The sequence below is a fragment of the Haloplanus aerogenes genome, from assembly GCF_003856835.1.
Taxonomy (GTDB): Archaea; Halobacteriota; Halobacteria; order Halobacteriales; family Haloferacaceae; genus Haloplanus; species Haloplanus aerogenes.
In genome coordinates, this window is record NZ_CP034145.1 from 2,815,315 (window position 1) to 2,839,614 (window position 24,300).

General features: G+C 66.7%; 20 protein-coding genes, 1 tRNA gene and 1 pseudogene. 9 read left to right on the forward strand and 13 right to left on the reverse strand.

Going from position 1 to position 24,300, the window contains the following annotated elements:
• Positions 1-7: 7 nt before the first annotated feature.
• Positions 8-556, reverse strand: a complete 549-nt coding sequence (locus DU502_RS14425; RefSeq protein WP_121920149.1) for a CBS domain-containing protein — start codon at positions 554-556, stop codon at positions 8-10.
• A 250-nt stretch (positions 557-806) separates the two neighbouring features.
• Between DU502_RS14425 and DU502_RS14430 the strand changes: the two genes are divergently transcribed.
• Positions 807-1,721: a mechanosensitive ion channel family protein gene (locus tag DU502_RS14430; protein WP_121920148.1), complete on the forward strand. Its 915-nt coding sequence runs from the start codon at positions 807-809 to the stop codon at positions 1,719-1,721.
• Positions 1,722-1,833: 112 nt separating this feature from the next.
• Complete coding sequence (locus DU502_RS14435) at positions 1,834-2,508, forward strand: ribonuclease H family protein (RefSeq protein WP_121920147.1); 675 nt, start codon at positions 1,834-1,836, stop codon at positions 2,506-2,508.
• Positions 2,509-2,510: 2 nt separating this feature from the next.
• Here DU502_RS14435 and DU502_RS14440 read toward each other — a convergent pair whose 3' ends face one another.
• Positions 2,511-4,769 carry an NADP-dependent malic enzyme gene (locus DU502_RS14440; protein WP_121920146.1) on the reverse strand — a complete coding sequence of 753 codons (2,259 nt, stop codon included), beginning with the start codon at positions 4,767-4,769 and terminating at the stop codon, positions 2,511-2,513.
• A gap of 256 nt (positions 4,770-5,025) precedes the next feature.
• On the opposite strand from DU502_RS14440, the gene DU502_RS14445 reads away from it, so the two are divergent.
• Positions 5,026-5,874 carry a COX15/CtaA family protein gene (locus DU502_RS14445; RefSeq protein WP_121920145.1) on the forward strand — a complete coding sequence of 283 codons (849 nt, stop codon included), beginning with the start codon at positions 5,026-5,028 and terminating at the stop codon, positions 5,872-5,874.
• Here the strand turns inward: DU502_RS14445 and DU502_RS14450 are convergent.
• The 4 genes and pseudogenes from DU502_RS14450 to DU502_RS19125 form a co-directional block, all read right to left on the reverse strand.
• The gene (locus DU502_RS14450; RefSeq protein ID WP_121920144.1) at positions 5,871-6,938 is read right to left on the reverse strand and encodes a zinc-dependent alcohol dehydrogenase family protein; all 1,068 of its coding nucleotides are present in this window, start codon (positions 6,936-6,938) and stop codon (positions 5,871-5,873) included. The two genes, DU502_RS14445 and DU502_RS14450, sit on opposite strands and share 4 nt — an antisense overlap.
• A 107-nt stretch (positions 6,939-7,045) precedes the next feature.
• Positions 7,046-8,542: a replication factor C large subunit gene (locus DU502_RS14455; RefSeq protein ID WP_121920143.1), complete on the reverse strand. Its 1,497-nt coding sequence runs from the start codon at positions 8,540-8,542 to the stop codon at positions 7,046-7,048.
• A 554-nt stretch (positions 8,543-9,096) separates the two neighbouring features.
• Complete coding sequence (csg, locus tag DU502_RS14460) at positions 9,097-11,655, reverse strand: HVO_2072 family ArtA-dependent S-layer glycoprotein (protein ID WP_166033586.1); 2,559 nt, start codon at positions 11,653-11,655, stop codon at positions 9,097-9,099.
• Between the two features lie 294 nt (positions 11,656-11,949).
• Positions 11,950-12,039, reverse strand: a pseudogene (locus DU502_RS19125) (surface glycoprotein); the annotation flags it as partial.
• Positions 12,040-12,377: 338 nt separating this feature from the next.
• Here DU502_RS19125 and DU502_RS14465 point away from each other — a divergent pair.
• Positions 12,378-13,229 carry a hypothetical protein gene (locus DU502_RS14465; protein WP_121921460.1) on the forward strand — a complete coding sequence of 284 codons (852 nt, stop codon included), beginning with the start codon at positions 12,378-12,380 and terminating at the stop codon, positions 13,227-13,229.
• Positions 13,230-13,264: 35 nt separating this feature from the next.
• Here the strand turns inward: DU502_RS14465 and DU502_RS18920 are convergent, their stop codons facing one another.
• The 3 genes from DU502_RS18920 to DU502_RS18395 all read right to left on the reverse strand — a co-directional run bounded on the left by DU502_RS18920 (position 13,265) and on the right by DU502_RS18395 (position 15,522).
• Positions 13,265-13,396 (reverse strand): hypothetical protein, encoded by a 132-nt coding sequence (locus DU502_RS18920; protein WP_277872149.1) that lies wholly within the window; start codon positions 13,394-13,396, stop codon positions 13,265-13,267.
• A 145-nt stretch (positions 13,397-13,541) separates the two neighbouring features.
• On the reverse strand, positions 13,542-15,281 hold the full coding sequence (locus DU502_RS14470; protein WP_121921461.1) for an ArnT family glycosyltransferase: 1,740 nt from the start codon (positions 15,279-15,281) through the stop codon (positions 13,542-13,544).
• 82 nt (positions 15,282-15,363) lie between these two features.
• Positions 15,364-15,522, reverse strand: a tRNA-Met gene (locus tag DU502_RS18395).
• Positions 15,523-15,673: 151 nt separating this feature from the next.
• Between DU502_RS18395 and DU502_RS14475 the strand changes: the two genes are divergently transcribed.
• On the forward strand, positions 15,674-16,672 hold the full coding sequence (locus DU502_RS14475) for a DUF7115 domain-containing protein (protein ID WP_121921462.1): 999 nt from the start codon (positions 15,674-15,676) through the stop codon (positions 16,670-16,672).
• On the opposite strand, the gene DU502_RS14480 is transcribed toward DU502_RS14475, so the two are convergent.
• Complete coding sequence (locus tag DU502_RS14480; RefSeq protein WP_121921463.1) at positions 16,669-17,055, reverse strand: DUF5830 family protein; 387 nt, start codon at positions 17,053-17,055, stop codon at positions 16,669-16,671. The two genes, DU502_RS14475 and DU502_RS14480, sit on opposite strands and share 4 nt — an antisense overlap.
• Positions 17,056-17,168: 113 nt before the next feature.
• Between DU502_RS14480 and DU502_RS14485 the strand changes: the two genes are divergently transcribed.
• Entirely contained in the window at positions 17,169-17,795 is a 627-nt protein-coding gene (locus tag DU502_RS14485; protein WP_121921464.1) for a VTT domain-containing protein, read from the forward strand.
• On the opposite strand, the gene gpmI is transcribed toward DU502_RS14485, so the two are convergent.
• The gene (gene gpmI / locus DU502_RS14490; RefSeq protein WP_121921465.1) at positions 17,781-19,295 is read right to left on the reverse strand and encodes a 2,3-bisphosphoglycerate-independent phosphoglycerate mutase; all 1,515 of its coding nucleotides are present in this window, start codon (positions 19,293-19,295) and stop codon (positions 17,781-17,783) included. The genes DU502_RS14485 and gpmI overlap by 15 nt on opposite strands.
• Before the next feature lie 96 nt (positions 19,296-19,391).
• Between gpmI and DU502_RS14495 the strand changes: the two genes are divergently transcribed.
• Both DU502_RS14495 and DU502_RS14500 read left to right on the forward strand, forming a co-directional pair.
• Positions 19,392-20,744 carry a putative ATP-dependent zinc protease gene (locus DU502_RS14495; protein ID WP_121921466.1) on the forward strand — a complete coding sequence of 451 codons (1,353 nt, stop codon included), beginning with the start codon at positions 19,392-19,394 and terminating at the stop codon, positions 20,742-20,744.
• A 56-nt stretch (positions 20,745-20,800) separates the two neighbouring features.
• On the forward strand, positions 20,801-21,859 hold the full coding sequence (locus DU502_RS14500) for a CNNM domain-containing protein (protein WP_121921467.1): 1,059 nt from the start codon (positions 20,801-20,803) through the stop codon (positions 21,857-21,859).
• 13 nt (positions 21,860-21,872) lie between these two features.
• Here the strand turns inward: DU502_RS14500 and DU502_RS14505 are convergent, their stop codons facing one another.
• Positions 21,873-22,457, reverse strand: a complete 585-nt coding sequence (locus tag DU502_RS14505) for a DNA-3-methyladenine glycosylase family protein (protein ID WP_121921468.1) — start codon at positions 22,455-22,457, stop codon at positions 21,873-21,875.
• Position 22,458: 1 nt separating this feature from the next.
• Positions 22,459-23,142, reverse strand: coding sequence for a DUF1405 domain-containing protein (locus DU502_RS14510; protein ID WP_121921469.1), 684 nt, complete (start codon positions 23,140-23,142; stop codon positions 22,459-22,461).
• Positions 23,143-23,271: 129 nt separating this feature from the next.
• On the opposite strand from DU502_RS14510, the gene DU502_RS14515 reads away from it, so the two are divergent.
• Positions 23,272-24,270: a succinylglutamate desuccinylase/aspartoacylase family protein gene (locus DU502_RS14515; protein WP_121921470.1), complete on the forward strand. Its 999-nt coding sequence runs from the start codon at positions 23,272-23,274 to the stop codon at positions 24,268-24,270.
• Positions 24,271-24,300: the final 30 nt, after the last annotated feature.

Consider the following 24,300-nt stretch of genomic DNA (forward strand, 5'->3'; position numbering starts at 1 on the left):
GCGGCACTCAACGTTTCGATTCCCGCCGCTGGTCGCGGATCGTTCGAAGCACGTCCTGCCGGGCGACGATGCCGACGAGTTCGCCGTTTTCTACGACCGGCAGCCGATTGATATCCCGTTCGTCGTCGGCCAGCAGGTCGAGGATGGTGTCGAGGTCGGTGTCGGGTGTGACCGTCACCACGTCCGCCGTCATCACCTCGCGGATCGGTCGGCCGGCGTGTTTCGCGAGGTCGATGCCGAGGTCGAGGTCGTCCCACGACACGTCGATGGCGTAGGTGAGCGTCTCGGTGAAGGGCGGGAGGCCGATGGGAAGCCACAACACGCGGTCCTCGGTCTGGAACAGGTGGACGAGGTCGTGTTGGGTGACGATGCCGACGACGCGGCCACCATCGACGGCTTCGCCGTCTTCCCGAGGCGTCTCCGACGTCTCGCTCTCGACGACGGGAAACCCGTTGAAGTCGGCCCGTGCCAGTCGGCCGAGCACCTCGCTTACCTCGTCGTCCGGCGCGACCGTCTCTACGTCCGTCTCCATCAGGTCGCGAGCAGTCAAGGGCATGCGTGTGGTGAGGGCCGTCGACCGTGTAGGTGTTACGGGTCGCTCGACGCGGCACGCGGGACCGAACGGCACCGACTCCCCGACACCGCGTCCGACTACCCGTCCCCGTTCGCCCCGCCATCGATTAGTGTAAATGCGCCACACAGTGGGGTATGGGTCACTTAGTGCGGTGCCGTACGGAGGCGGGAATCGAACTGGACCGAGCCGATCGATGGGCGGCGGAAATACGGAGTGCAGTGGGTGACGGGGCATGAACGGGCCTGTCCTCCAGGCTGCGGGGAGCGAGACCGGATTCGTCGGCGAATATCTCACCGACTTCGGAATCCCTCCCAGTCTGGCGAGCGCGATCGGCTCTGCAGCTGTGTTCGTCGTGGTGTTCGTCGCGCTGTACATCATCGGGAAACAGCTCTTCGTTCCCTTTGTCGACGGTCTGCTCCGTCGGCAAGGTGTCGACGAACACGCTCGGAAGCCTCTCCGGGTGCTCAGCTACGCGATCGTCGTCCTGGGTGGTCTCGGCCTGGGCTTCGCGCTCGCGGGCTACGGCAACATCCTGCTTGCCCTGTCGACCGTCGGGGCAGCCGCCACGCTCGCGATCGGGTTCGCGCTACAGGACGTCATCAAGAACTTCGTCGCCGGCGTCTTCATCTACACGGACCAGCCGTTTCGAACTGGCGACTGGATCGAGTGGGGAGGGAACTCCGGGTTCGTCGAAGATATCGGTCTCCGGGTAACTCGCGTTCGCACGTTCGACAACGAACACCTGACGGTTCCCAACTCGCAGTTGACCGACGACGTGATCAAAAACTACGACAGAAACCGGACGCTACGGCTCAAATTCACGTTCCGAATCGGTTTCGAGGACGACATCGACGACGCGATGGACCACATCATCGCCGCCGCGGAGGCGGAAGAAGAGATCCTGGAAGAGCCGGCACCGTCGGTCAAATTGATGGAGATCAACGAGGCGTCGTTCGACCTACAGGGCCGGATCTGGATCCGCGATCCTGGCGATTCCGATTTCCTCGGGATTCGCGGGCGGTTCGTCAAGGATGTCACCGACCGGTTCGAGGCCGCGGGAATCTCGATCCCGTATCCACACCGCACCGTCGACGGCTCGCTCGACACGTCGTCGCGCGTCCGATCGGGGTTCGTGTCGGACGATTGATCATGTCCGAGACGGTTCGGATGCCGGAGCCGAACGCGACATCCCGTCATCGACGCCAACGACCGACCCAGCGCCGCCGTACGTTTAAGTAACCCGACCGCGAAGGCAGCGTATGGCCGTTCACGGCCGTTCGACGCTCCGGGATCTGTTCGACGACTCGCCCACGCCCCACATCGCGCATCCGCCGCGCACCCATCACCGACACTTCTACGTCGCGACCGACGGCTCCTATCGAGCCGACGGTGGCGGCCTCGGGGCGGTCATCGAAGCGCGTGACGGGACGCGGGTCGCCCGACTCGCGCTCGAAGACACACCGCCGGACAACAACGTCGCGGAGTATCGGGCGCTGCATCTCGGGCTGGATGTCCTCGCCGCACGGGCGCCACCCGGCTCGCGGGTCGGCATCCTCGTCGACCACGACGACCTCGCGGCGAACGTCAACCGGGCCGTCCTGACCGCCGATCACCCCGACTGGGAGCCAACCGGCCCGGTCACCGTGCCGTCACGGAGCGAGTATCACTGGCGCGGCATCCGCGCCCGCATCGGAGACTTCGACGAACTCCGAGCGGCGCGGATCGACAGTCGCGTCAACCCCGCGCACCCGCTGGCAAACGCGCCCGAGCGGTACGCCCACGTCAACGGCCGTGAGGAGAAGTGCGTGATTCCCGAACGAGACGGCCGGCCGTCGCGGACTCACGGCCGTAGTCGCACGCCCTCGCCAGATACCGAGGACGCGACACCCGAGATTCCGCCGCCGTCGCGGGCCGAACGGCGGGCGGGAGATTAGCGCTACTCGTCGCGTTCCTGCGCGTCGACGACCGCCACGCCCGCGAGGTTGACGATGTCTTTCACCTCGTCGCCGCGCTGGAGGACGTGAACCGGCTTGTCCATCCCGACCAGCATCGGGCCGATGGCGTCCGCGCCGCCGAGCCGTTGCAAGAGTTTGTAGCCGATGTTGCCAGCTTCGAGGTTCGGGAAGATCAGCACGTTCGCCGGCTCCTCTAGCTCCGCGAAGTCGTAGGTGCCGTTCAGGATGTCCTCGACGACCGCCGTGTCGGCCTGCATCTCGCCGTCGACCGGGAAGTCGACCTCGGGATCGTCACGGAGCATCTTCGCGGCCCGCCGGGGCTTGCGCGTGCCCTGATTGTCGACGCTCCCGAAGTTGGAGTAGGAGAGCAGGGCAGCCCGGGGTTCGACGTTGAACCGACGGGCGAGTTCACCTGTATGCCGGCCGATTTCCGCCAACTCGGCCGCACCGGGGTCCTGATTCACCGTCGCGTCGGCGACGAAGATCACCCGATTCCGGAAGGTGAGCATGTAGACGCCGGCCGCGTACTCGGCGTCCTCGGCCGTCCCGATCACCTGCAGCGGCGGACGCAGGGCGGACGGGTAGTGGTGCATCAGACCGGTGAGCATGGCGTCGGCGTCGCCCATCTCCACCATCACGCTTCCGAGGTAGTTGCCGTCGCGGACGAGTTCGTTCGCCTCGCGCCGGGTGACGCCCTTGCGCTTGCGGAGTTCGTACAGCCGCTCAGCGTACGGTTCGAGTTCGTCCGCGCTGGGATCGACGATTTCGGGCTCGAAATCGAGGCTGAGGTCGTCCATCGTCGTCCAGATCTCGTCGCGGTCACCCAGCAGGACGGGCGTCGCGATCCCCTGATCCGTGATCTGGTAGGCGGCGCGGATCATCTTCTCGTCGGTCCCCTCCGCTAGAACGACCCGTTTGGGGTCCGTTTTGGCCTTGTTGAGGACGACCCGCATCATCTCGCGGGACTTGCCGAGTCGTGCCTCCAGTTCCTCGCGGTAGGTGCTGAGGTCGATGGATTTCCGGGCCGCGTCGCTCTCGATAGCCGCCTGCGCGACGGCGGGTGCCACCTCGAACATCACCCGCGGGTCGACGGGTTTGGGGAGGATGTACTCGGGGCCGAACTGGAGCGGTTGGTCGCCGTAGGCCTTCACGACCGCGTCGGGCACGTCCTTGCGGGCGAGAGCCGCGAGCGCGCGGGCCGCCGCGACCTTCATCTCCTCGTTGATCTCCGTCGCGCGCACGTCCAGGGCACCCCGGAAGATGAAGGGGAAGCCGAGGACGTTGTTCACCTGATTCGGGAAGTCCGACCGTCCGGTGCCAACGATGACGGTGTCGTCGCGGGCCTCTTTGGCGTCGTGGTAGTCGATTTCGGGTTCGGGGTTGGCCATCGCGAAGATGATGGGATCGTTGGCCATCGACCGCACCATCTCCTGACTGACGATGCCGCCGACCGACAGGCCGACGAACACGTCCGCCCCCTCCATCGCGTCGGCCAGGTCGCCCGCCGGGCGGTCCTGTGCGAACTTGGCCTTGTACTGGTTGAGTTCGCCCGCCTCGACCCGCTCGGACGTGATGATGCCCGAGGAGTCACACATCGTGATGTTCTCTCTCCGGACGCCGAGGGAGACGTAGAAGTCGGCGGTGGCGATGGCGCTCGCCCCCGCCCCGGAGATGGTCACCGTCAGATCGTCGAGATCCTTGTCGACGATGTCGGCGGCGTTGACGAGGCCGGCACCGGTGATGATGGCGGTACCGTGCTGGTCGTCGTGGAAGACGGGGATGGACATCTCCTCGCGGAGGCGCTCCTCGATTTCGAAGCAGTCGGGTGCCTTGATGTCCTCCAGATTGATCCCGCCGAAGGTGGGTTCCATCGCCCGCGTCGACTTGATGATGTCGGCGGGGTCGTCGAAGTCGAGTTCGATGTCGAAGACGTCGATGTCGGCGAAGCGCTTGAACAACACGCCCTTCCCCTCCATGACGGGCTTGGACGCCTGCGCGCCGATGTCGCCGAGACCGAGAACGGCCGAGCCGTTGGAGATGACGCCGACGAGGTTGCCCTTGGACGTGTACTCGTAGGCGAGGTCCGGGTCCTCGTGGATGTCGGAACACGGGGCCGCCACGCCGGGGGAGTACGCCAGACTCAGATCCCGCTGTGTGTTCGTCGGCTTCGTCGTCGAAATCTCGATCTTGCCGGGAGGGTCCTGTCGGTGATACTCCCTGGCGTCGTCTTCGAGTCCCATAGGCGCGACCACAAGGGGGCAGACAAAAAACCTTCCGTGGCGCGTCGACAACGGTATTCGGCAGACGACGAGAGCTTCAGCGACGAACGCGCGTGGTGTCACCGGCGCCCACACGTCAACAGGAGGTATCGTAACTGTCGAGAGATTCTCGGCGAGAATCTCTCGTGACTTCCAATTCCTCCTAAACGTTTGGGCCGATTCCTCACGAACGGGAGGTTCGGACAGGTCTAAGTACGCAGGGTGCCGAAGCGCGCGTATGAGCCTCCGCGACCGAGTTACGTTTCCCCGGTTCGCCGCGTTCACCACGGGGCTGACGCTCACGCTCGTCATGCTCGGCGTCTACACCGCCGCGACGGGGTCGGGGCTGGCCTGTTCGGCCCAGTGGCCGCTCTGTGACAACGGCCTCCTCCCCCAGACGATTCCGAGTTTCATCGAGTGGTTCCACCGCCTCGTCGCCATGGTGACGGGGTGGTTCATCATCGGCACCGCCGTCTGGGCGTGGCGCCGGCCCGAGACGGGAACCCGACTCACGGCCACGCTCGCCGCCCTCCTCCTGCCCCTCCAGATCAGCATCGGCGCCGTGACCGTGACGCTCAACGGCATGTTGCCCGACGGGTACTCGCCGCCGACGCAGGGCGCCCACCTCGTCGTCGCGCTCACCATCTTCTCGCTGCTCGTGTGGACGGCGCTCTCGGCACGCGAGGAGACGGGACCGACGCTCGAACGCGTCCGTCGGGCTCTCCTCGTCGCGCTCGGTGCCCTCGTCGTCACCGTCCTCGCCAGCCGTGTCTTCACGCCGACACCGTACGGTCCGGCGGGACAGGCAGTCTTCTACGGCGCGGCACTGCTCACCGTCGCCGCGCTCCTCGCCGCGACCCGGTGGCTCGCCGACTCGGCAGTGTCTCGGCTTCGGATCGCCACGGGGACGGCGCTCACCCTCCTCTTCGTCGGGATGCTCCTCGGCCGTGACCTCGTGTTCTACACGTCGACCGTTCGCCTCGTCAACGCGGCCGCGTTCCTGCTCGCGGGCGCCATCGTCGCCGCCGTCGCCGTCCTCACGCGGCGGGCACGGGCCGACGGTCGCGTCGGCTCCACGGTGAGTTAGAATTCGGTGACGACTTCGACGCCCGTCGTCTCGTAGTCGGTCATCGCCGCCAGTCGCTCCGGCACGTCCGACAGTGACACTTCCCGGCGGACGAGACGCGCGGGTTCGATAGAGCCCGATTCCAGCAAGCGGAGCAGTTCGTCGTAGCGCGTCGGCGGCATCCCCCGCGCCCCGTGGAAGTCGGCCTCCATCATCGCCATGCGCTCCACCGGGAGCGACACCTCGCCGCGTTCCTCGTCGGTCGTCAGCCCGACCTGGACGTGGGTCCCCCGGCGGCACAGGGAGAACACCGAGTTCCGACAGGTCTCGGCCACACCGAGAGCGTCGACGGAGACGTGGGCGCCGCCGTCCGTCTCGCCGCGAATCGCGCCAGTGACCTCCTGTCCCGACTTCCCGTCGGCGTTCACCACGGCGTCGGCACCTAGATCGCTGGCGAGGTCGAGCGCCGCGTCGCGGATGTCGACGGCGACGACCCGTGCGCCGAGGGCATCGGCGATGTGGACCGTCGAGAGACCGACGCCGCCACAGCCGTGGACAGCGACCCAGTCGCCGGCGCCGACATCGCCGCGAGCGGTCAGCGCGTGGAAGGCAGTCATGAACCGACAGCCGAGCGCCGCCATGTCACGGGCCGAGACACCGTCGGGGAGGGGCATGGCGTTGTAGTCGGCGTGGGGGGCGTGGACCTGTTCCGCGAACGCCCCCTGGGCCTCCTGCTGGAACCCAAGGGCGAGGCCGTCCTCGCAGACGTTGCCGTGGCCGCTCAGACACTGGGGACACGAGCCGTCACCGAGGTTGAACGGGACGGCGACGCGGTCGCCCTCGCTCACCGTCTCGACCTGGTCGCCGACGGCGACGACCCGACCGGCGGGTTCGTGTCCGAGGATCTGACCGTCCGAGACGCGGTCCCCGACCCATTCGCCGTGGCCCTGCCAGGCATGCCAGTCGCTCCGGCAGACGCCACAGGCCTCGACCTCGACGACCGCGCCGTGAGGCGCGGGATCGGGTCGTTCGACGTCGGTGATCTCCAGCGGTTCGCCGTGTTCCCGGAGGACTGCGGCGCGCATACCCGTCGCCACGCCGCGACGGCCCAAAACTCATAGGGATTATCGCCACTGTCGATACGTTCGTGCCGGCACGGTGCAGCGCGAATCGACCGTGGCTTCGGAGACGCTCACATGAAATCGGAGAGGCCGGACTGGCCGTCGTCGGTGTCCGCGTCCGCGTCCGCGCCCGCATCCGCATCCGCATCCGCAGTCTCTCCGTCTCCGTCTCCGTCTCCGTCAACTGGATCGTCCGCGCCGTCCGCGTCGTCGGCATCGCCGTCGAGAACACGCCCCTCGTCGACGCCGTCACTCACGTCCCCCCGGCCTCCGCCGAACGCCCCCGAATGCTCCTCTAGCTCCGACTCACGGAGTTCCTGTGCGTCGGCGACGATGGACTCTACCTTGTTCGTCGTCTCGCCGCTCCCCGTCACGAACGACACCGCCGCCTCGTCGAGATCGTAGTAGGCGACCATCGCGACGGTCAGATCACGGGGCTTGCAGTGGTGAGTCATCGCCGCGAGGAAGGGGAGCACCTCGCGACGCGCCGTCGCCATGCTGAAGCCGCCGCGCTCGGCCACCTTGCGGACTACTTCGTCCGCGGTCGAGTCGGAGGAGGGCCAGAACTGTGGACGGTTGAATCGCGTCCACCCGCCCTTGGACCCGTCGCGCGCGGCCGCCACGCCGCCGGCGAGGGCATCGGTCGCGTAGCGCCAGTAGCCGTACTCCTGGCTAGCGCGTACTCGCCCCAACCACCGGTCGGCGTCCGCGAGGCTGTCGTACGCCCGAGCGAGTTCCGCCCCCTCGTACACCTTCGTGACGTTCTCCGCGATCCACTTCGTCAGATCGTCCGGCGTCTCGTCGACGCGGTACGCCGACTGGATCGCCTCTTCCGCCGACTCCTCTTTCAACACCGCGTCGAGGAATGGAAAGACCCCCAAACTCCGGTCGCGGTCGCTCGTCACCACGTCGTCGACGGTCAGCCGACGGTCGTCCTCCGCGGCCGCCTGCAGGTCGTTCACCGCCGAACGGAGGTCGCCGTCGTTCACCTCGGCGATACGGTCGAGGGCGTCGGCGTCGAATTCGACGTTCTCGCGCCGGCAGATGTCCCGGAGGACGGGGACGATCGAACGTGCCGATACGTCCCGGAATTCGATCTCCCGACAGGCGTTGCGGAGTCCTCGACTCATGTCGTAGTACTCGTTGGCGATCAGGACGATGGGCTGATCGGCGTCCTTGACGACCCTGGTGATGGCACTCGCACCGCCGCGGTCGTAGTTGCCGTGAATGTTGTCCGCTTCGTCGAGGATGACCAGTTGCCGACCGCCGCTCCCGTCTCCCATCGATCCGGCGAGCGTCGCGTTCTTCGCGGCGCGACCGGCGAACCGTTCGATCACGTCGGCCGTGCGCTGGTCGGAGGCGTTGAGTTCGACCGTCTCCCACCCCATGTCGGCCGCGAGAGCGTGGGCAGCAGAGGTCTTGCCCACACCCGGACTGCCGTGGACGACGACCGCCTCTCGGTGGTCGTCCCACGTCTTCGCCCACTCCGCCAGTGCGTCACGGGCCTTGTCGTTTCCCCGGACCGCGGAGAGCGTGGATGGGCGGTATTTCTCCGTCCAGTCGGTCATTACCGGACGAAGGCGCGAGACGCGTTTAGTGGTTCCGGAGCGACCCCAAACCGGCCTACCCCTCAACATCTCGAAGAATATTTCCGGAGAGCGCGGACCGCATCATGCAGTACTGGACGGGAGTCGCTCCGTGATCTAGGAGTCGCCGCGACAGTCATCGCCGTCTGGACGAACATGTCAAATTCGACAACACACTTATACACCAGGCTCTACAAGCATCCGATGCCCGCGGCCCACCTCTCCCCCCCATCAACTGGCACCCCAGTTCGAACGCGAATCACTCGCCGTTCGGGGCCGCGGTTCGTTTTTCGGCGCTACGACAACCAGCCAACATCGGTATCGAGAACAGATCGTCACGAAGGATGAGGCTCAGTGACTACTCTCGCCGCCATCGTCGGACGGCGCTGCCGCTATCGGCTCCTGTGAGTCGTTACGTCAAATAAAAGAATCCGCACCGAACGACCGCTTTCGGCGGTCAGTCGTGGTTCGTCGGACGATCGTAACCGTCGATCGAGCCGCACGAAGCGACTCGATCGTGGCTCACGATCGACCGATTAGTTGTCGCGCCGAGCGGCCAGCAGCGCAGCCGCGATGAGCGCGATGACCGCGACGATGGCACCGAAGCCGGGACCGCCGCCCTCAGTGGGCGTCGGCGTCGCCGTCGCCGTCGGTTCCGGCGTCGGTTCCGGCGTCGGTTCCGGCGTCGGTTCCGGCGTCGGTTCCGGCGTCGGCTCCGGCGTCGCGGTGTCCGTCGGCGTCGGTTCCGGCGTTGCCGTCGGTTCCGGCGTCGCCGTCTGGACGTTCTGGACGATCTCTACCTCGACCGTGTCCGAGTTGTAGGAGTCGTCGGCCTCGAGCGTGTACGTGCCCGTCTGCACGTCCTCGAGCTCCAGCGACACCATGTAGGAGCCGTCGTAGCTCCACTCCTCGGTGGTTGCGAGGGCGACGGAGTCACCCTCTTCGGTCAGCAGTTCCACGGTAATCGAGTTGTCGTCCGGACGCAGGTTCGTGCGGCCTTCGACGACCATCGTGTCGTCGACGCCCACCGGGTTCACACCGGAGGCTTCCATGCCGTCGGGGTAAACCGAACCGATCGTCGTCCGGGAGTCAGCGAGGCGGAACTGCTGCGTGACCATGCGGTCGTCGCTCGCAACAGCCTCGGTCGTCTGGTCCAGGAGACGTGCGCGGGCCTGACTACCGGTCAGCGAGTCACTGTCCAGGTTGCTCGCGAGGGACTGGAGACGCGAGTACGCGTCACTGCCCGACGTGGACAGACCTTCACCGAACTGATCGTCGCGGCCGGCGGTCATCGCGTGCGCACTGACCTGACCTTCGACGAGGTCGCTACCAACGTTGAGGTCCTCTTCCTCGAACGTGTTGTCGTCGTCGACGGAGAGGTCAGTGTAGTGGACGTTACCGCGCTCGTCGATGAAGATGAACGCCACGGTCTGGGAGCCCAGCGCCGTGCCGGTCACGTTCACCACGCGGTCGTCGGTGGAGACCTGCCCACCGATCGTCTGGATGTTGGCGTCCAGTTCCGTGTCGGTGACGCGCAGCGACTTCTGGCTGCTCGTCCCCGTGTTGAACGTGGAGACGTTCACGTCGGAGTCGATGCTGCCCGTCCCACCGACGTCGGCCGTGTCGATCACGCCGAAGCGGTACGTACCGGGCTGGGAGAGGAGGTCGTTCCCGTCACCGTCGCCGGCGGAGAGAACGAGGTCCTCCTTCTCGAACGTGTTGTCTGCGTCGACGTTCAGCGAGGTCTGAGTGATACCGTTGTCACTCCGTCCGTCGAGGTCGACGAGCTGGTAGTCGCCCTGGCGGCGGACGTAGAAGGCAACGTCGTCGATACCTTCCGACGCCGTACCGTTCAGGTCGACTTCGCTACCGACAACGTACGTGTTGCCGGGCTGGTTGATCTCGACGTCACCCTGCTCGACCGTGAGCGAGGGATCGTCCTCGAGGCGGCTCGAGATGGCTGCGCCGTCGATGGCGGAGCCAGTCGGCGCAGTCGAGTTCTGTGCGTAGAGGTTGACGTCGACACTGCTGTCGTCGAGGTTGGTCGTGTCGATCTGACCGATGCCGACACCCGTGTCGTCGTCAATCTCGACGACTGCGTAGGCGTAGCCGCCGTTCGTAAGTCGGGAGCCCTTCGAGACAACATCTCCGACGTTCCGGAAGATGCTGTTGTTCGCGGTCGGGGACTGGGTCTGCGAGCGGAACTCGTCGGACTCGATGGTGACGACGTGGAAGTCGCCAGCGTTCGAGCCGCGGATCCTGAAGGTCACGTCCTCACCGCGCGTGACGCGCGACGAGTCGAGATCGAGGGACACGTCGTCGTCACCGGTGACGGTGACGGTCGTGCTCTGGCTGGCCTCACCGAAGTCGAGGTCGTCCGTGCCAGCGAGCGTGATCGTGAACGTTCCCGTGTTGAGGTCCGAGAGATCGAGGTCCCAGTTGACCTCGTTGCTACCGGCGCCCATCTGCCCAACGTCACTCGCGGTCCGAGTCGCCGGGTCGGACGTGCCGCCGGGGTCGTCGTTACCCGTGATGGCGTCGCCAGTCACGTCGAGACCGTCGTCGTTCTCGACGGTGACTTCGAGGTCCTCGGCGTCCTCGTAGTTCCAGGAACCGACGACCGTCAGTTCACCAGAGCCTTCGTTATCGTCGCCCTGCGGCACGGAGCCGCCGGCGATGTCAGCGCCCTGCGCGTTCTCCACGTCGAGCGTGGTCACGCGCGGACGCTGGACGGTCACGCCATCGGAGCCGGAGGCACCGTCGGTCGTGTAGCGACCGGTTGCCTGGTCCTGCGGGACGTCCGGGACTTCGAGGGGCACACCCTCGGCGTCACCGGCCGTCTTCACGATGCCACCCGAGAGGGTGCCACCGAGTTCGAGGCCGGACTCGCCCTGGAAGACGGTCGCACCGGGGTAGATGACACCGGTACCGTCGGCGGTGTTGAAGTCGCCACCTGCGCCGTCGCCACGGTTGTCAGAACCGCCGGCGCTAGCAGTGACGTCGAACCCGGGGTCCGTCGGGGCACTGCCGACAGCCGCCGTCGCGGCCAGGGTTCGGGGGCCAGTGGAAGCTCCAGAAGCGTCAACATTGACCACGATTTCCAGATCCTCAGATCCGGAGGCACTGGTGTTGATGCCGATCTCAACGTCACCACCACCAGTAACCGTAGTGTTGTTGACCGAGAATCCACTGCTACCCTGGAATGCCGCGCTCTCGACGCTGTTAGCCGAGACGCCGCTAACTCCAGAGTAAGTGAGCGTTATTGTGTCTGTACCATCTGCACCGCCGGTGACCGAGGTGAAAGTGACCGTTTGGTCAAAGCCAGGATCACCGGTGGGAACGTCGGTGGCAGTAGCGCCACTGTCACCACCATAATCCGCAGCAGCCGTCCCCGAAAGCGCGACGGTGCCCGCGAAAACGGAGAACACCATCAGCGCCGCGAGGATTACTGCGCGGGCCTTGTCGTTATAGTCTGTCATGTGTTTCGTTGTTGTGTTCGCAGTGACATTCCGGAGGTCGCTCCTCTTTCCTGTCGATTTGTGACCGTGCCGTCCGGAGGGACAGCGCAATCACTGGTAGGGGTACGGCCCTTTCTTTACCCAAGTCTGGTATATGTTTTGTGGTCTTGTCGTGTGTGTGTCAGACATAGGCAGGTCGTCTGCACGGGCACAACACGGGAGGAAAATCACGGATGGGGGGGACTCCTGATGGTAGTCGTCGATTGGTCGGACGGGACCGGATGTCAATCAGAATTAATATAGGCACCAACCGAGCGAGAATCGGATTCCATTTACGTCGGCCGCCCGGAGGCGGAAGTATGCGACGCCGCGCGTTCCTCGCCTCGGCCGGAATCGCCGCCCTCGCCGGCTGTTCGAACGGTGACGGCTCGACGACAGCCACGCCGACGCCGACAGAGACGGGGGCGCCGAACTTCGAACTCCGCGGTGCACGCTTCCCCGGCAACAAGACCCTGAACGTCGTGACGAACTTCATCATCGCCGTCGAGAACACAGGGTCGGCAGCGGGGACGTTCCGATCGCCGCTCCAGATGAAGGTCGGTGACGGCGAGTGGAAAACCGCCGGCGAAGTCGAGATGCCGCTGGACGCCGGTGAAACCGGCGAGTGGCACAGCCCCGATTTCCTCCCGCAGTATCTGACGACCCTCCACTTCCGTCTCGGCGCCTTCGACGAGACGTGGTCGATAAAGATCCATCCGCGCGAACTCGACTTCAGCCACTACTACGCCGTCCCGACGGGACTGTATATCAACGTTCTCGGTGGCTCGTTCGAATCCACGTACTCCACGTCGGGGAACGAGACGGCCGACACGACGAACGACACGGCGACGCCCGCCGCGACGACGACACCGGTCTCGGCACCGGATGAGAAAGCATGGGCGGTGATGCAAGTCGACGTACGCAATCGGCTGGAGGAACCACACGACGCACCGCCCGCATCGTCGTTCGTCCTCGAAGTCGACGGGGAGCAAATGCCCCAGCACCAGGAAGTGAGTGCCAATCCCTACGAAGGCGGCGAACTCGCTGGACGAACGGTCAGACGGGGCGAGTTGGTGTATGCCGTTCCGGAGGGCACGCGGGCGCGCGATATCAGACTCGTGTGGGAGGCATCCCTCCCGAAGGGCGACGTGAAGGCTATCTGGACCAAGTAAGCGTCGTGAAGCGGCTGGGGCGGACGACGGTTGCGCTACAACGGGACGGCGGCCGCCGCGCACCCGACCATCGCGATGAGCAACAGGATGATCGAGAAGGCCTCGACCAAGCATTCGGTGGGCGACAGCAGGCGGAACAGGTCCCTGAGCGTCAGTGCGCGTTTCATTATCAGCGTGTGACTGAGATTATACTTCTGTCGTATTAATGCCTGACCCTAAGTCTCATAGTAGGCTTGGGAGAGATATTATCTCTCGCTGGCGAGTGAGGGGAGAAACGGGGCTGTAGCCACACAGAGGCCCCAAAGACGGCGATCAGGTGTCCTCGGGCGAATCGAGTTCGACGAGGGCAATGTCTAGGTGTGAACTCTCCGCGACGACCGTCGGATTCCGATCGTTCACGACAGCCACGCCACTCGTGGTGAGGACCGCGTATCTGATCTGCGGGTCCGTGCGAAGCCGTTCGACCGAGACTTTCTGCATCGGGCGGTCTGCGTAGAACTGGTACGAGGAGTAGAACCAGACGGCGGCCGCGTTAGGCTGGACGTACACGCGCTCGTCCGCGGGAACGACGTCGGCGGTTCGTTCACCGAGGCGGCGGAACTCCGTATCGGTCGGTTCGTCGCCGAAGCCAGCCGCGTAGACGGAGGGAGCGCCGACGAGCGCACTCACCACGAACACCAGAACGGCGCCGACCGTCAGCCCCCGGGCGAGCGAGCGGACATCGAGCGACACCCCTCCCGGAAGGGAGAGCGATCCGCGGTCGAGCACGTCCGTGGTCAGCAGCCAGCCGCCGAGACAGACGAGAGTGACGGCGGTCGCGACCGTCCAGTCGGGTGCCAACGGCCCGTCGACCAACCCACCTGGACCGTAGAGCCGACCGTCGCTCCCGGCCACGACGGCGAGGACGGTGCCCACGACGACGCCGACGGCCGACGGCCGGTAGCCGTCGAGCGCGGTTGCGACGAGCCACCCCACCGTGATCGCTGCCGGGGCGTACATCGGGAGGATGTACCACGTCTTCGTCCCGAAGAAGGCGAACGGCCCGGCGGCGGCCGCGGTCCACCAGAGCAGGAAGCCGGGCGTCGCGCTCTCGATGCCGTCGCTCCGGAACGAGACAGCCGCCGCACCGACGCTGGCCAGAAAGAGGAACCACCAGGGCCGAAACAGCGACTGAAGTTCCGTCGGATATGGATACTCGAAGATCGGCACGAGCGTCTGCCGACCCGTCGAGGGCGTATCGGTACCGACGATACGTTGCCAGACGGGTTCGAGGAAGATTTCCTCGACGAAGAGATCACCCACGCGAAGGTACACCGCACCCACCCACGACCCGACGGCGACGACGGTGATGGCCGCGGCGATGCCGACGAATCGCGGGGAGAACCGGTCACGGTAGACGAGGGGAAGCGGGAGGAGCGCGAGGAAGAACACGCCGCCAGCGAACCCTTTCGTCAGGAGGAGGGCGGCCGCGACGGCACCGACGAGGACGGGAGACGCGTCGTACCGCTCCGTCGCGTGGAACCAGACGAGGGCGACGAGGAGGGAGCCGAAGAAGACGTGGAGCATATCCGTGGCACCGAAGCGTGCGGCGTTCGTCCCGACGAGTACCGCCGGCGTCGTCAGGAAGACGGCGGCAGCGACGAGACCGGCCGCTGGTCCGTAGAGCCGTCGGCCGAGGACGTACACGAGGACGGTGACACCGACTGCCGCCGTGGCGGACGGCAGGCGAACGGCGAACTCGGTCGGGCCGAAGACGCCGATGGAGAGCGCTTCGAGCCAGATTGCGAGTGGTGGCTTCTCGAGGAACGGCGAGGCGTGAATCGTGTCGAACCCGGCGAGGTGCGGGACCAGCCAGTGCCCCTGCTCGACGGCGTGGCGAGCGGCGTTGGCGTAGAACGACTCGTCCCACCACCACAGCGGCCGCTCCCCGAGTCGATAGAAGACGACAGCGGTGGCGACGACGAACACGACGCCGGTCGGGGCGTCGACAAACGGTGTGCGCAGGCGGTCGATGACCGACTTCACCGACTGGCTCCAACCCTCTGAGACCATCTACACCCGTTGGAGAACTGAGTCGGAGTAAAAAGTGCTGATAGCGGCGCGGTGTTCCGACTCGACGGTCGAGAACGGGAAATGCCCGGGGTGGGCTCCGAACCCACGATCTCCGCATGTCCCAGGTTACGAGGCTCGGCGGGCCTCGAGGGAGGCGGAGGCTTCCAAGGCCGAGGTGTATCCGCACCGAAGCTCGAATACCCTATGAGTGCGGCGCTATGTCCAGCTAAGCCACCCGGGCGCAGTAGGTCGTAGGCAAATGCCGCCCTTGAAGCTTCCCATATCAATCCACCCTCCGGAGGTGTACTGTCGGCGGTTTACCTCAGGGTGGCGAACAGCGCTATCGACGTCCAGCCGGCAGTATTATCAGCCGCCGCGGGGACATTCCGCCCATGAGTCTGCCGGAGATCGTCCAGTCCACCCTCGACGGCGAGTCCGTGGCGGCGCGCGTGGGACTCGGCGGCGACGACTTGCTTCTCGTGACACCGACGCGGACGCTCGTCTACCGGGCGGAGGGCCTCCTCTCCGACGAGGCAGTCGAGGAGTTCCCCCACGATGCCGAGCACGTTGGGGTATCCGAAGGACGACGCAAGGCCAAGATCACGCTCGATTACGGGCTCGACGGCGAGCGCACGTTCTCGGTGCCGACGAAACAGCTCGATCAGGTGCTCCACCCCGTCCTCGCCGGCGTGTTCAACGCCCGCGGCATCACGGATCCCGGTGAGACGGTCAAGCAGACCTACCGGTTCAGCGAGTTGACCATCGTCATCACCAGCGCTCGCCTCGTCCGCCACATCGGCGCCGCCGTCTGGGACGAGGAGTACGAGGAGTACCACTTCGGGGACGTGACCGACCTCGACTTCGAGGAGGGAAGCGTCGCCACGTCGGTCGTCATCACCGTCGACGGGCATCAGGAGCGGTTCAAGACGCCGAACGATCAGGCACGGGCCGTACGCGAGGGCCTCGTCTCCGCGGTGTGTGCGTACCACAACGTCGACGACCTGGAGGAACTTCGCGCGGCGATGGCCGAAGACGAGGACGACGACGAGAGCGTCCCGGACACCGAGGACGGCGACACAGTGTCGTTCGGTGACGGTCCCGATCCGCTCGACACGAGCGGCGTCGACGGCGACGTGGAGGAGACGGACGAAGGGATGACGACAGACACGGACCGAACGGCCGGCGACACCGCGACGGCAGAGACGGCCAGCACCGAACGGGACGAGGGGTTCGGTGGCTCGGGCTTCCAGTCGGCGGGCGTCGTCGACGACGACGCCGTTGCCCGCGAACTGTCCGAACTCCGAAAGCAGGTGGAGGCGCAGAACGAACGCCTCGAACGGCAGGAGCGGACGATCAGACAACTGATCGAGGAACTGCGGCAGGGGCGCTAGTCCCGGCCGAGCACTTTTCGCACGCAGGAAGAGCCGAAGGGACCGAGTTCGCCGGTGTCGAGTTGGAGGAAATGGCCCGTCGAGAGCGACGCGCCACAGCGCAGGCAGTCGAAGTCGCCCTCACGGGTGACGACGTGGCGCTCGAAGCGGACGAACCCGCCACGCTGCATCCGGACCCGGCCCTCGTCGCGTTCGATGATGCCCCGGAGTTCGGCCTCGTCGAGGATCGTTCGAACGAGCGTGGGATCGGTCGTCACCGTCTCGATGCGGTCGACGACGGCCGAGAGCGGCAGATCGTCGTGTTCGAGGGCGGCGAGCAGGTCGAGGGCGAGGGCGACGCGGTCGTCTTCGTGCGCCCGCTCGCGTGCGCGATCGTCCGTCACTGATCGCCGCTTCGACCCGACCCCCCATCAACGTCCCGCTCACGTCACTCACGTCACCCACGCGAATCCAGAGAAGCGCAAGCCGTTTGACCGACGGCGACGAGCGACGGAGTATGGACCGTCGCGTGCGACTCCTCGCCGGCGTGGGTCTCGTCGTCCTCGTGGCCCTCCTCGGCGTCCTCGTCTCGCCGGGGGCAGTCCTCGACCGGCTGGCGTGGGTGGCGGCCGATCCGCTCCGCCTGACGGCCGCACTCGTCGTCGTCGCCGTCGTCCGCCCCCTGTTCGCGTGGCCGACGACGCCGCTGGCCGTCGTGGCGGGCTACGGCCTCGGCCTGCGGGGCTTCCCGCTCGCGCTCGTGTTGGTCGTCGTGACGAGTCTCCCGCCGTACTGGGTGGCGGGGCTCGGGGCGGGTGACGGCTCGGTCGCCGCCGCGGGCGAGCGACTGGTCGCGGAGACGGGCGACCTGCGGAGCGTCGTCGGGAGTCGCCTCCTGCCGCTCCCGTCGGACGTGGTGTCGGCCGGCGCGGGCGTCGCGGGCGTCCCGGTCAGGGCGTTCGCGCTCGGCACCGCCATCGGGGAGGTGCCGTGGGTCGCCGCGGGCGTCGTCGCCGGCGCCTCGTTCGGGGCGATAGGGGAGGTGTCGCTGTCGGCCGCGATGGACCCGCGGATCGTCGTCGGGGCGGCGGCGCTGGCGGTCCTCGTGTTCGCCGAACCGACCTATCGCCTACTCCAGCAGTGACTCGCCGGTCATCGCCGCCGGCTGCTCGATACCGACGAGTTCGAGGAGGGTCGGTGCCACGTCACACAGCGAGCCGCCGGGGCGAATCCGCCGGCCGCCGGACGGGTCGTCGCCGGGGGCGAGGTAGACGAACGGCACCGGGTTGTCCGTGTGGGCGGTGTGCGGGTCGTCGGGCGTCCCCATGTCGTCGGCGTTGCCGTGGTCGGCCGTGACGAGGACGTGCCCACCGGCGGCGCGGACGGCCTCGACCAGTCGGCCGAGCTGGGCATCGACGGCTTCGACGGCATCGACTGCCGCCTCGAAGTCGCCCGTGTGCCCGACCATGTCGGGGTTGGCGTAGTTCAACACCAGTACGTCGGGGTCGTCGCGTTCGATGTAGTCGATGGCGGTGTCGGTCACCTCGACGGCGCTCATCTCGGGGCGCTGGTCGTACGTTGGCACGCCGGGACTCTCGACGATGTGTCTGATCTCGCCCTCGAACTCCACTTCCCGCCCGCCGTTGAGGAAGTAGGTGACGTGGGCGTACTTCTCGGACTCGGCGATGCGCAACTGGGTCTTGCCGGCCGTCGAGAGCACCTCTCCAAGCGTGTCCTCGGGATCGGTGGGTGGGAAGGCGACGGGGAAGTCGAAGCGCTCGTCGTAGGCGGTCATCGTGACGAGGTGGGTGTCGGGCGGGTCGGTGTCGAAGCCCCAGTCGGGGTCGAAGTCGGTCAGCATCCGGACGAGTTGGCGGGCGCGGTCGGCGCGGAAGTTGGCGAAGACGACGGCGTCGCCGTCCCGGATCGGCGGACGGTCGTCGACGAGCGTCGGTTCGACGAACTCGTCGGTCTCGCCGCGGTCGTAAGCGGCTTCGATGGCGTCGACGGCGGTGGCGGCCGTGTGATCGGCCACCCGGTTCACGATGGCGTCGTAGGCGCGGTGCGTCCGCTCCCAGTTCTCGTCGCGGTCCATCGCGTAGTAGCGGCCGATCACGGTGGCCACGTCGCCGGTGCCGTACTCGTCGGCGGCCGCAGCGAGTTGCACGACGGAGTCGACGCCGTCGGTCGGCGGCGTGTCGCGGCCGTCGGTGAAGGCGTGCGTGACCGCCTCGACGCCGTGGCGGGCGGCGAGGTCGATCAACGCGTGGAGGTGTCGCTGGTGGGAGTGGACCCCGCCAGTGCTGACGAGACCCATGAGGTGCAGGCGGCCGCCCGTGTCGGCGACGTGGGAGACGGCACCGAGGAGGGCGTCGTTCTCGAAGAAGGTGCCGTCGTCGATGGAGTCGTCGATGCGCGCGAGCGGTTGGGTGACGACCCGGCCGGCGCCGACGTTGAGGTGGCCGACTTCGCTGTTGCCCATCTGTCCGTCGGGGAGGCCGACCCGGCGACCGGAGACGTCGAGGGTGCCGAAGGCCCCCGTTTCGCGGAGGCGGTCGAACGTCGGCGTGTCGGCGGTCGAGACGGCGTCACGACCGGGCCCGTCGAGCCCCCAGCCGTCGAGGATGACCAGCGCGGCGTCCATGTCGGGAGCGACGCCACGGGCCGTTAACTACCTGTTGCATCGCGTCTGCGCCGAGCCATCGGCACGCCTTTTACCGATGCTCAGGAACACGGATCTATGACAGACGACGAGCAGGCCCCCGTCCGTGTCGGGGTACTGTCGCTCCACAACAGCAAGGAGACGAAGGCGATTCTGAACGCAGTCGAAGACCTCGGGCACGAACCGGTGTGGCTCCGCCGCGAGAACACGACGGTTACCATCGAGGACAGCGAGGTGACGGTCGATCCGGACGTAGACGTGGTCGCCAACCGCCTCCTCCTGTCGACGACGAGCGAACCCGCCGAGTTGCTGGGGCTGGCGACGACGTTCAACCGTATCCGACCGATGCTGAACGAACCGGACGCGGTGCTGACCGCCATCCACAAGTTCGCGACGGCGGCGACGCTCGCGGACTGGAACGTTCGCGTCCCCGATGCCTTCCTCGCGCTGTCGAACGAGCGCCTCAACAGCGGCCGCGGCCGCTTCGGCGACGTGGGCGTCTACAAGACCGCCATCGGCACCCACGGCGGCGGGACGTGGAAGGTCGACCTGACGGAACCGGTCAACCCCCGCGTCGGCAACCGGCAGGCGTTCCTGCAGGACCTCGTGGAACGCGACGAGAGCCGCCATCGTGACCTCCGAGTGTACATCGTCGACGACGACATCGTCGGCGCGATGTATCGCTACGCACCGGAGGGGGACTGGCGGACCAACGTCGCCCTCGGCGGCGACGTGGCCGACGCTACCGACGACCTCCCCGAGTCCGCGGCGGAAACGGCGCTCTACACGGCGGAAGTGATGGGACTGGACTACGCTGGCGTCGACCTCATCGAAGGAGACGACGGCTGGTTCGTCCTCGAAGTCAACCCGACGGCGGGGTTCAAGGGGCTGTATCAGGCCACGGGCACCAGCCCCGCCCCCTACGTGGCGAAACTCGCCATCGAACAGGCCGGCGGGAGCGTCGACGAGGACCGCGTCGAACAGCTCTCGGCGACGCTCGACGACTCGACGCCCTCGTGCAAGCCACGCATCACGCCGCCGGAGCAGGAGGACCTGCCGGTCATCGGCTACATCGAGGACGTGATCGTCAGCGGCACCAGCGGATCGACGCAGGTGAAAGCGAAGTCGGACACGGGAGCGACGCGGACGAGCATCGACACCAGCCTCGCCGCCGACATCGGCGCCGGGCCGATCAAGAGCATGACGCGCGTGAAATCGGGGAGCATGAAGTCGGGGAAGGCCCGCCCGGTCGTCGACCTCGTCATCGGCATCGGCGGCACGCAACACACCGTCACCGCGAGCGTCGAGGATCGGAGTCACATGGACTACCCCCTGCTTCTCGGCCGGGACGTACTCGAACACTACCGGGTGGACGTGCGCCGCCGCGCCGACGACGACGAGCGGAGCGACGGTGAACTACTGGAGGAGTGACGCGCCAGCGCCGGAAGCCACAGGGATTTTGCCTCTGGTTCCGGTAGAGGCGAGCGATGACGCCGCTCGAACTCGGCCTCCGACTGGTGGCCGGCCTGCTTCTCATTCTGGCGAACGGCTTCTTCGTCGCTATCGAGTTCGCCCTCACGCGGGTCCGCCAGTACCCCGAATCGGAGTTCGACACCCCCGCCCTCAGCCGGGCGTGGGAGATGACGCAGGATCTCGAAATCTACCTCACGAGCTGTCAGGTGGGCATCACCGCCTCCAGTATCGCGGTGGGTATCGTCGCCGAACCGGCGCTCGCGGCGCTGTTCGAACCCTACTTCGCCGGGAGCGCGCTGGCCGGCGTCGGTGCGGGCGCGCTTATCGCGTACGCAATCATCAACCTCGTCCACCTCACGCACGGCGAGCAGACACCGACGTATCTTGGCGTCGAGCGCTCGAAGTTCGTCTGTCAGTACGGCGCGCGGCCGCTCTACTGGTTCGCGTGGCTCATCTCACCGATCATGCGCGTCGGCGACAGCGTCGCGAAAGGGACGCTCAAACTGTTCGGCATCGAGATGACGGGCGCGTGGCTCGAAACGGAGGAGCAGGTGATCGAGTCCCGAGCGGACCTCCGGAACCGCCTCGACTCCCTGCTCGACGAAGGGGACGTGCCCGAGGAGCGCCAGCAGGAAGTGCTCAACGCCCTCGCAGTCGACGAGATGGCCGTCTCGGAGATCGTGACCGACGCCGACGACATCGTCTCGCTGTCGGTCGAGGCGTCGACCGACGAGAACCTGGCGGCGATGCGGTCGACACCACACACCCGCTTCCCGCTCGTCGGTGACGATCTCGCGGACTTGCGTGGCATCGTCTACACGCCGTCGGTGCTGACGCATCTGGAGGCGCTGGAACGCGGCGAGCGGACGTTCGAGGACATCGCGGCGCCGCCGATGACGCTCGCGGCGGAGACGAACGTCAGCGACGCCTTCGACCAGTTTCAGGCGCAGGACCAGGAACTCGCCCTGGTGCTCGAAGACGGCGAGGTGACCGGACTCGTGACCGCGACGGACGCACTGGAAGCCGTGATGGGCGAACTCGAAGATCCGCTGGATCGGGCGTACGGGGAGTAGCGAGCGGCAGGCGCTAGCTCTCGTAGTGTTCCCAGACGTATAGCGTGCCGTAGGAGCGGTACGGCCGCCACGGCTCGGCGGCAGCGCGCATCTCGTCGCGGGAGTCACAGTCGTACAGCGATTCGAGCCCACGCCGGATGGCGAGATCACCCAGTGGAAGTACGTCCTCGCGGCCGAGGACGAAGATCAGATACATCTCGGCCGTCCACCGGCCGATCCCCGTGATCGCCGTGAGTTCGTCGATCACGGCCTCGTCGTCGGAGTCGGTGAGCCCCTCGCGGGTGAGGTCGCGGTCGCGGAAGGCCGTGGCCGCGTTGCGGAGGTAGTCGACCTTGGTGCCCGAGAGCCCGGTGTCGCGGAGGGCGTCGCGGTCGGCGGCGAGCACCGTCGCGGGCGTCACCGCGTCGAGGTGGTCGAAGAGCCGTTCGCGGATCGCGTCGGCGCTCGCCGTCGACAGTTGCTGGTTGACGATGCTGACGACGAGCCGGCGGAACTCGTCCTCGGCAGGCTGGAGCGTCAGGCGGCCGTGCGTCTCGATCAGGTCGGCCATCACGGGATCGGTCCGGAGGACGGCGTGGGGATCGGTGGTCGTCGTCATCTCAGCGGTCCTCCCCGCCCGCTGGTGCGAGCGGATCGAATCGGTCCATGCGGTCGAAGACGCGGTCGGCGATATAGACGGTGCCGACCGACAGGACGAGCGTCGCGAGGATCAGCGGGATACCGGGCTCGTACCGGAGTGGCGGGTAGTAGCCGAGTCCGTAGTCGAAGACGTCGTTGACGAGGAGGGCGACGAGCGCGGCCTTGAGCGCGCGGTCGGTCGTCCGGCCGTAGTAGGGGATGGCGAACGCTTCGACGACGAAGAGGAGGTGCGTGAGCATGATGCCCCAGTAGTCCCAGAGGGCGGCGCCGCCGAAGCCGACGTACTGGTCGGGGTGGAGGTTGAGGGCGACGACGGTCCAGAGGCCGTACTTGATCAGCCAGACGAACGCGAACGTGTGGAGGTAGGCCAGCGGGACGTTCGTCGGGGCGTCGCGAACGGGGTTGCCGAGGTGGGGGAGGAGCGTCGCGAGCGAGAGCGTCACCAGCGCGAGCGCGGTCGGGGAGTCACCGAAGAGGGGATAGAGGAAGGTCGGGAGGTCGGCGAAGGAGGGATCGGAGTGGACGTAGAAGCTCACGCCGACGAGGAACGCGGCGCCGTTGGCGACCAGAAGCGTCGAGAGGCTGGGTGCGTTGCCGAGGTAGTACTCGACGTAGCGCCCGGCGTCGAACGAAACCGTGACCATCGGTGAAGTGGTGGACCGGTCGGCGGTAAAAGCTGTCGCGTCGTGGAGGGAGCCACGAAGGCGCGTCAGAGCGCCGTCGAGGGGACCGACGTTCGACCATTTAAGTATCCGCCTCGCGGAGGGACGGATATGGATTCGGACGCGGCCTTCACGTACAACGGCGGGAAGGTCGCCCCCGGCGAGCGTCAGAACCTCCGGTACGGCATCAGCGAGACGTATCTCGGCGACCCGGTTCGCATTCCGGTGACGATCATCAACGGCGAGCGCCCGGGACCGACGGTGTTCCTGTCGGCGGCCGCGCACGGCGACGAACTCAACGGCATCGAGGTGGTGCGCGAGGTGGCGTTCGAGTGGGATCTCGACGACCTCGCGGGGACTATCGTCTGTCTGCCCGTGTTGAACGTGCAGGGCTTTCTCACCCAGCAACGCTACCTCCCCATCTACGACCGCGACCTCAACCGCTCGTTCCCGGGTGATCCGACCTCGACGAGCGCGAAGCGGATGGCCCACGCTATCTTCCGGAACTTCATCGCGCCCTGTGACCTCGGCCTCGATTTCCACACGTCGACGCGCGGGCGGACGAACATGCTCCACGTCCGGGCCGATACGGGCGACGACGCGGTGTCGCGACTGGCCCGTGCTTTCGGGGCGAGCGTCATCATCGACAGCGCGGGGAGCGACGGGACGCTCCGGGGCGAGGCGACCCGGGCGGGCGTCCCGACGATCACGGTCGAGATGGGGCAGGCCCACCGGTTCGAACGCTCGCTGATCGACGACGCACTCGACGGCGTCCGGAGCGTGTTCGCGGAGTACGGCATCCAGAACGGGCGCGTCCGCTGGCCCGGCTGGCGGACGGTCGTGACCGAGAAGACGTGGATTCGGGCCGACGCGGGCGGTATCGTCGACATGCACCACGAGCGCGGGAGCCTCGTCCACGAGGGCGAGCGCATCTGTACCATCACGGACCCGTTCAAGGCAGCCGGGACGCCGGTCGAGGCTCCCTTCACCGGCGTCCTGATCGGGGTGCTCGAGAACCCGGTGGTGTATCCGGGGAATCCGATCTGTCACCTCGCCGAATTGAGTTCGGAGACGGCGCGAATCGTCGACCGCCGACAAGCAGGTCGATGATCGACGGAATCGACGGCTAGCGGCGCCACG

What these genes read in the sequence shown, in the direction of transcription:
- DU502_RS14425 (WP_121920149.1), bottom strand. Translation starts at nt 556, where the DNA reads ATGCCCTTGACTGCTCGCGACCTGATGGAGACGGACGTAGAGACGGTC.
- DU502_RS14430 (WP_121920148.1), top strand. Translation starts at nt 807, where the DNA reads ATGAACGGGCCTGTCCTCCAGGCTGCGGGGAGCGAGACCGGATTCGTC.
- DU502_RS14435 (WP_121920147.1), top strand. Translation starts at nt 1,834, where the DNA reads ATGGCCGTTCACGGCCGTTCGACGCTCCGGGATCTGTTCGACGACTCG.
- DU502_RS14440 (WP_121920146.1), bottom strand. Translation starts at nt 4,769, where the DNA reads ATGGGACTCGAAGACGACGCCAGGGAGTATCACCGACAGGACCCTCCC.
- DU502_RS14445 (WP_121920145.1), top strand. Translation starts at nt 5,026, where the DNA reads ATGAGCCTCCGCGACCGAGTTACGTTTCCCCGGTTCGCCGCGTTCACC.
- DU502_RS14450 (WP_121920144.1), bottom strand. Translation starts at nt 6,938, where the DNA reads ATGCGCGCCGCAGTCCTCCGGGAACACGGCGAACCGCTGGAGATCACC.
- DU502_RS14455 (WP_121920143.1), bottom strand. Translation starts at nt 8,542, where the DNA reads ATGACCGACTGGACGGAGAAATACCGCCCATCCACGCTCTCCGCGGTC.
- DU502_RS14465 (WP_121921460.1), top strand. Translation starts at nt 12,378, where the DNA reads ATGCGACGCCGCGCGTTCCTCGCCTCGGCCGGAATCGCCGCCCTCGCC.
- DU502_RS18920 (WP_277872149.1), bottom strand. Translation starts at nt 13,396, where the DNA reads ATGAAACGCGCACTGACGCTCAGGGACCTGTTCCGCCTGCTGTCGCCC.
- DU502_RS14470 (WP_121921461.1), bottom strand. Translation starts at nt 15,281, where the DNA reads ATGGTCTCAGAGGGTTGGAGCCAGTCGGTGAAGTCGGTCATCGACCGC.
- DU502_RS14475 (WP_121921462.1), top strand. Translation starts at nt 15,674, where the DNA reads ATGAGTCTGCCGGAGATCGTCCAGTCCACCCTCGACGGCGAGTCCGTG.
- DU502_RS14485 (WP_121921464.1), top strand. Translation starts at nt 17,169, where the DNA reads ATGGACCGTCGCGTGCGACTCCTCGCCGGCGTGGGTCTCGTCGTCCTC.
- gpmI (WP_121921465.1), bottom strand. Translation starts at nt 19,295, where the DNA reads ATGGACGCCGCGCTGGTCATCCTCGACGGCTGGGGGCTCGACGGGCCC.
- DU502_RS14495 (WP_121921466.1), top strand. Translation starts at nt 19,392, where the DNA reads ATGACAGACGACGAGCAGGCCCCCGTCCGTGTCGGGGTACTGTCGCTC.
- DU502_RS14500 (WP_121921467.1), top strand. Translation starts at nt 20,801, where the DNA reads ATGACGCCGCTCGAACTCGGCCTCCGACTGGTGGCCGGCCTGCTTCTC.
- DU502_RS14505 (WP_121921468.1), bottom strand. Translation starts at nt 22,457, where the DNA reads ATGACGACGACCACCGATCCCCACGCCGTCCTCCGGACCGATCCCGTG.
- DU502_RS14510 (WP_121921469.1), bottom strand. Translation starts at nt 23,142, where the DNA reads ATGGTCACGGTTTCGTTCGACGCCGGGCGCTACGTCGAGTACTACCTC.
- DU502_RS14515 (WP_121921470.1), top strand. Translation starts at nt 23,272, where the DNA reads ATGGATTCGGACGCGGCCTTCACGTACAACGGCGGGAAGGTCGCCCCC.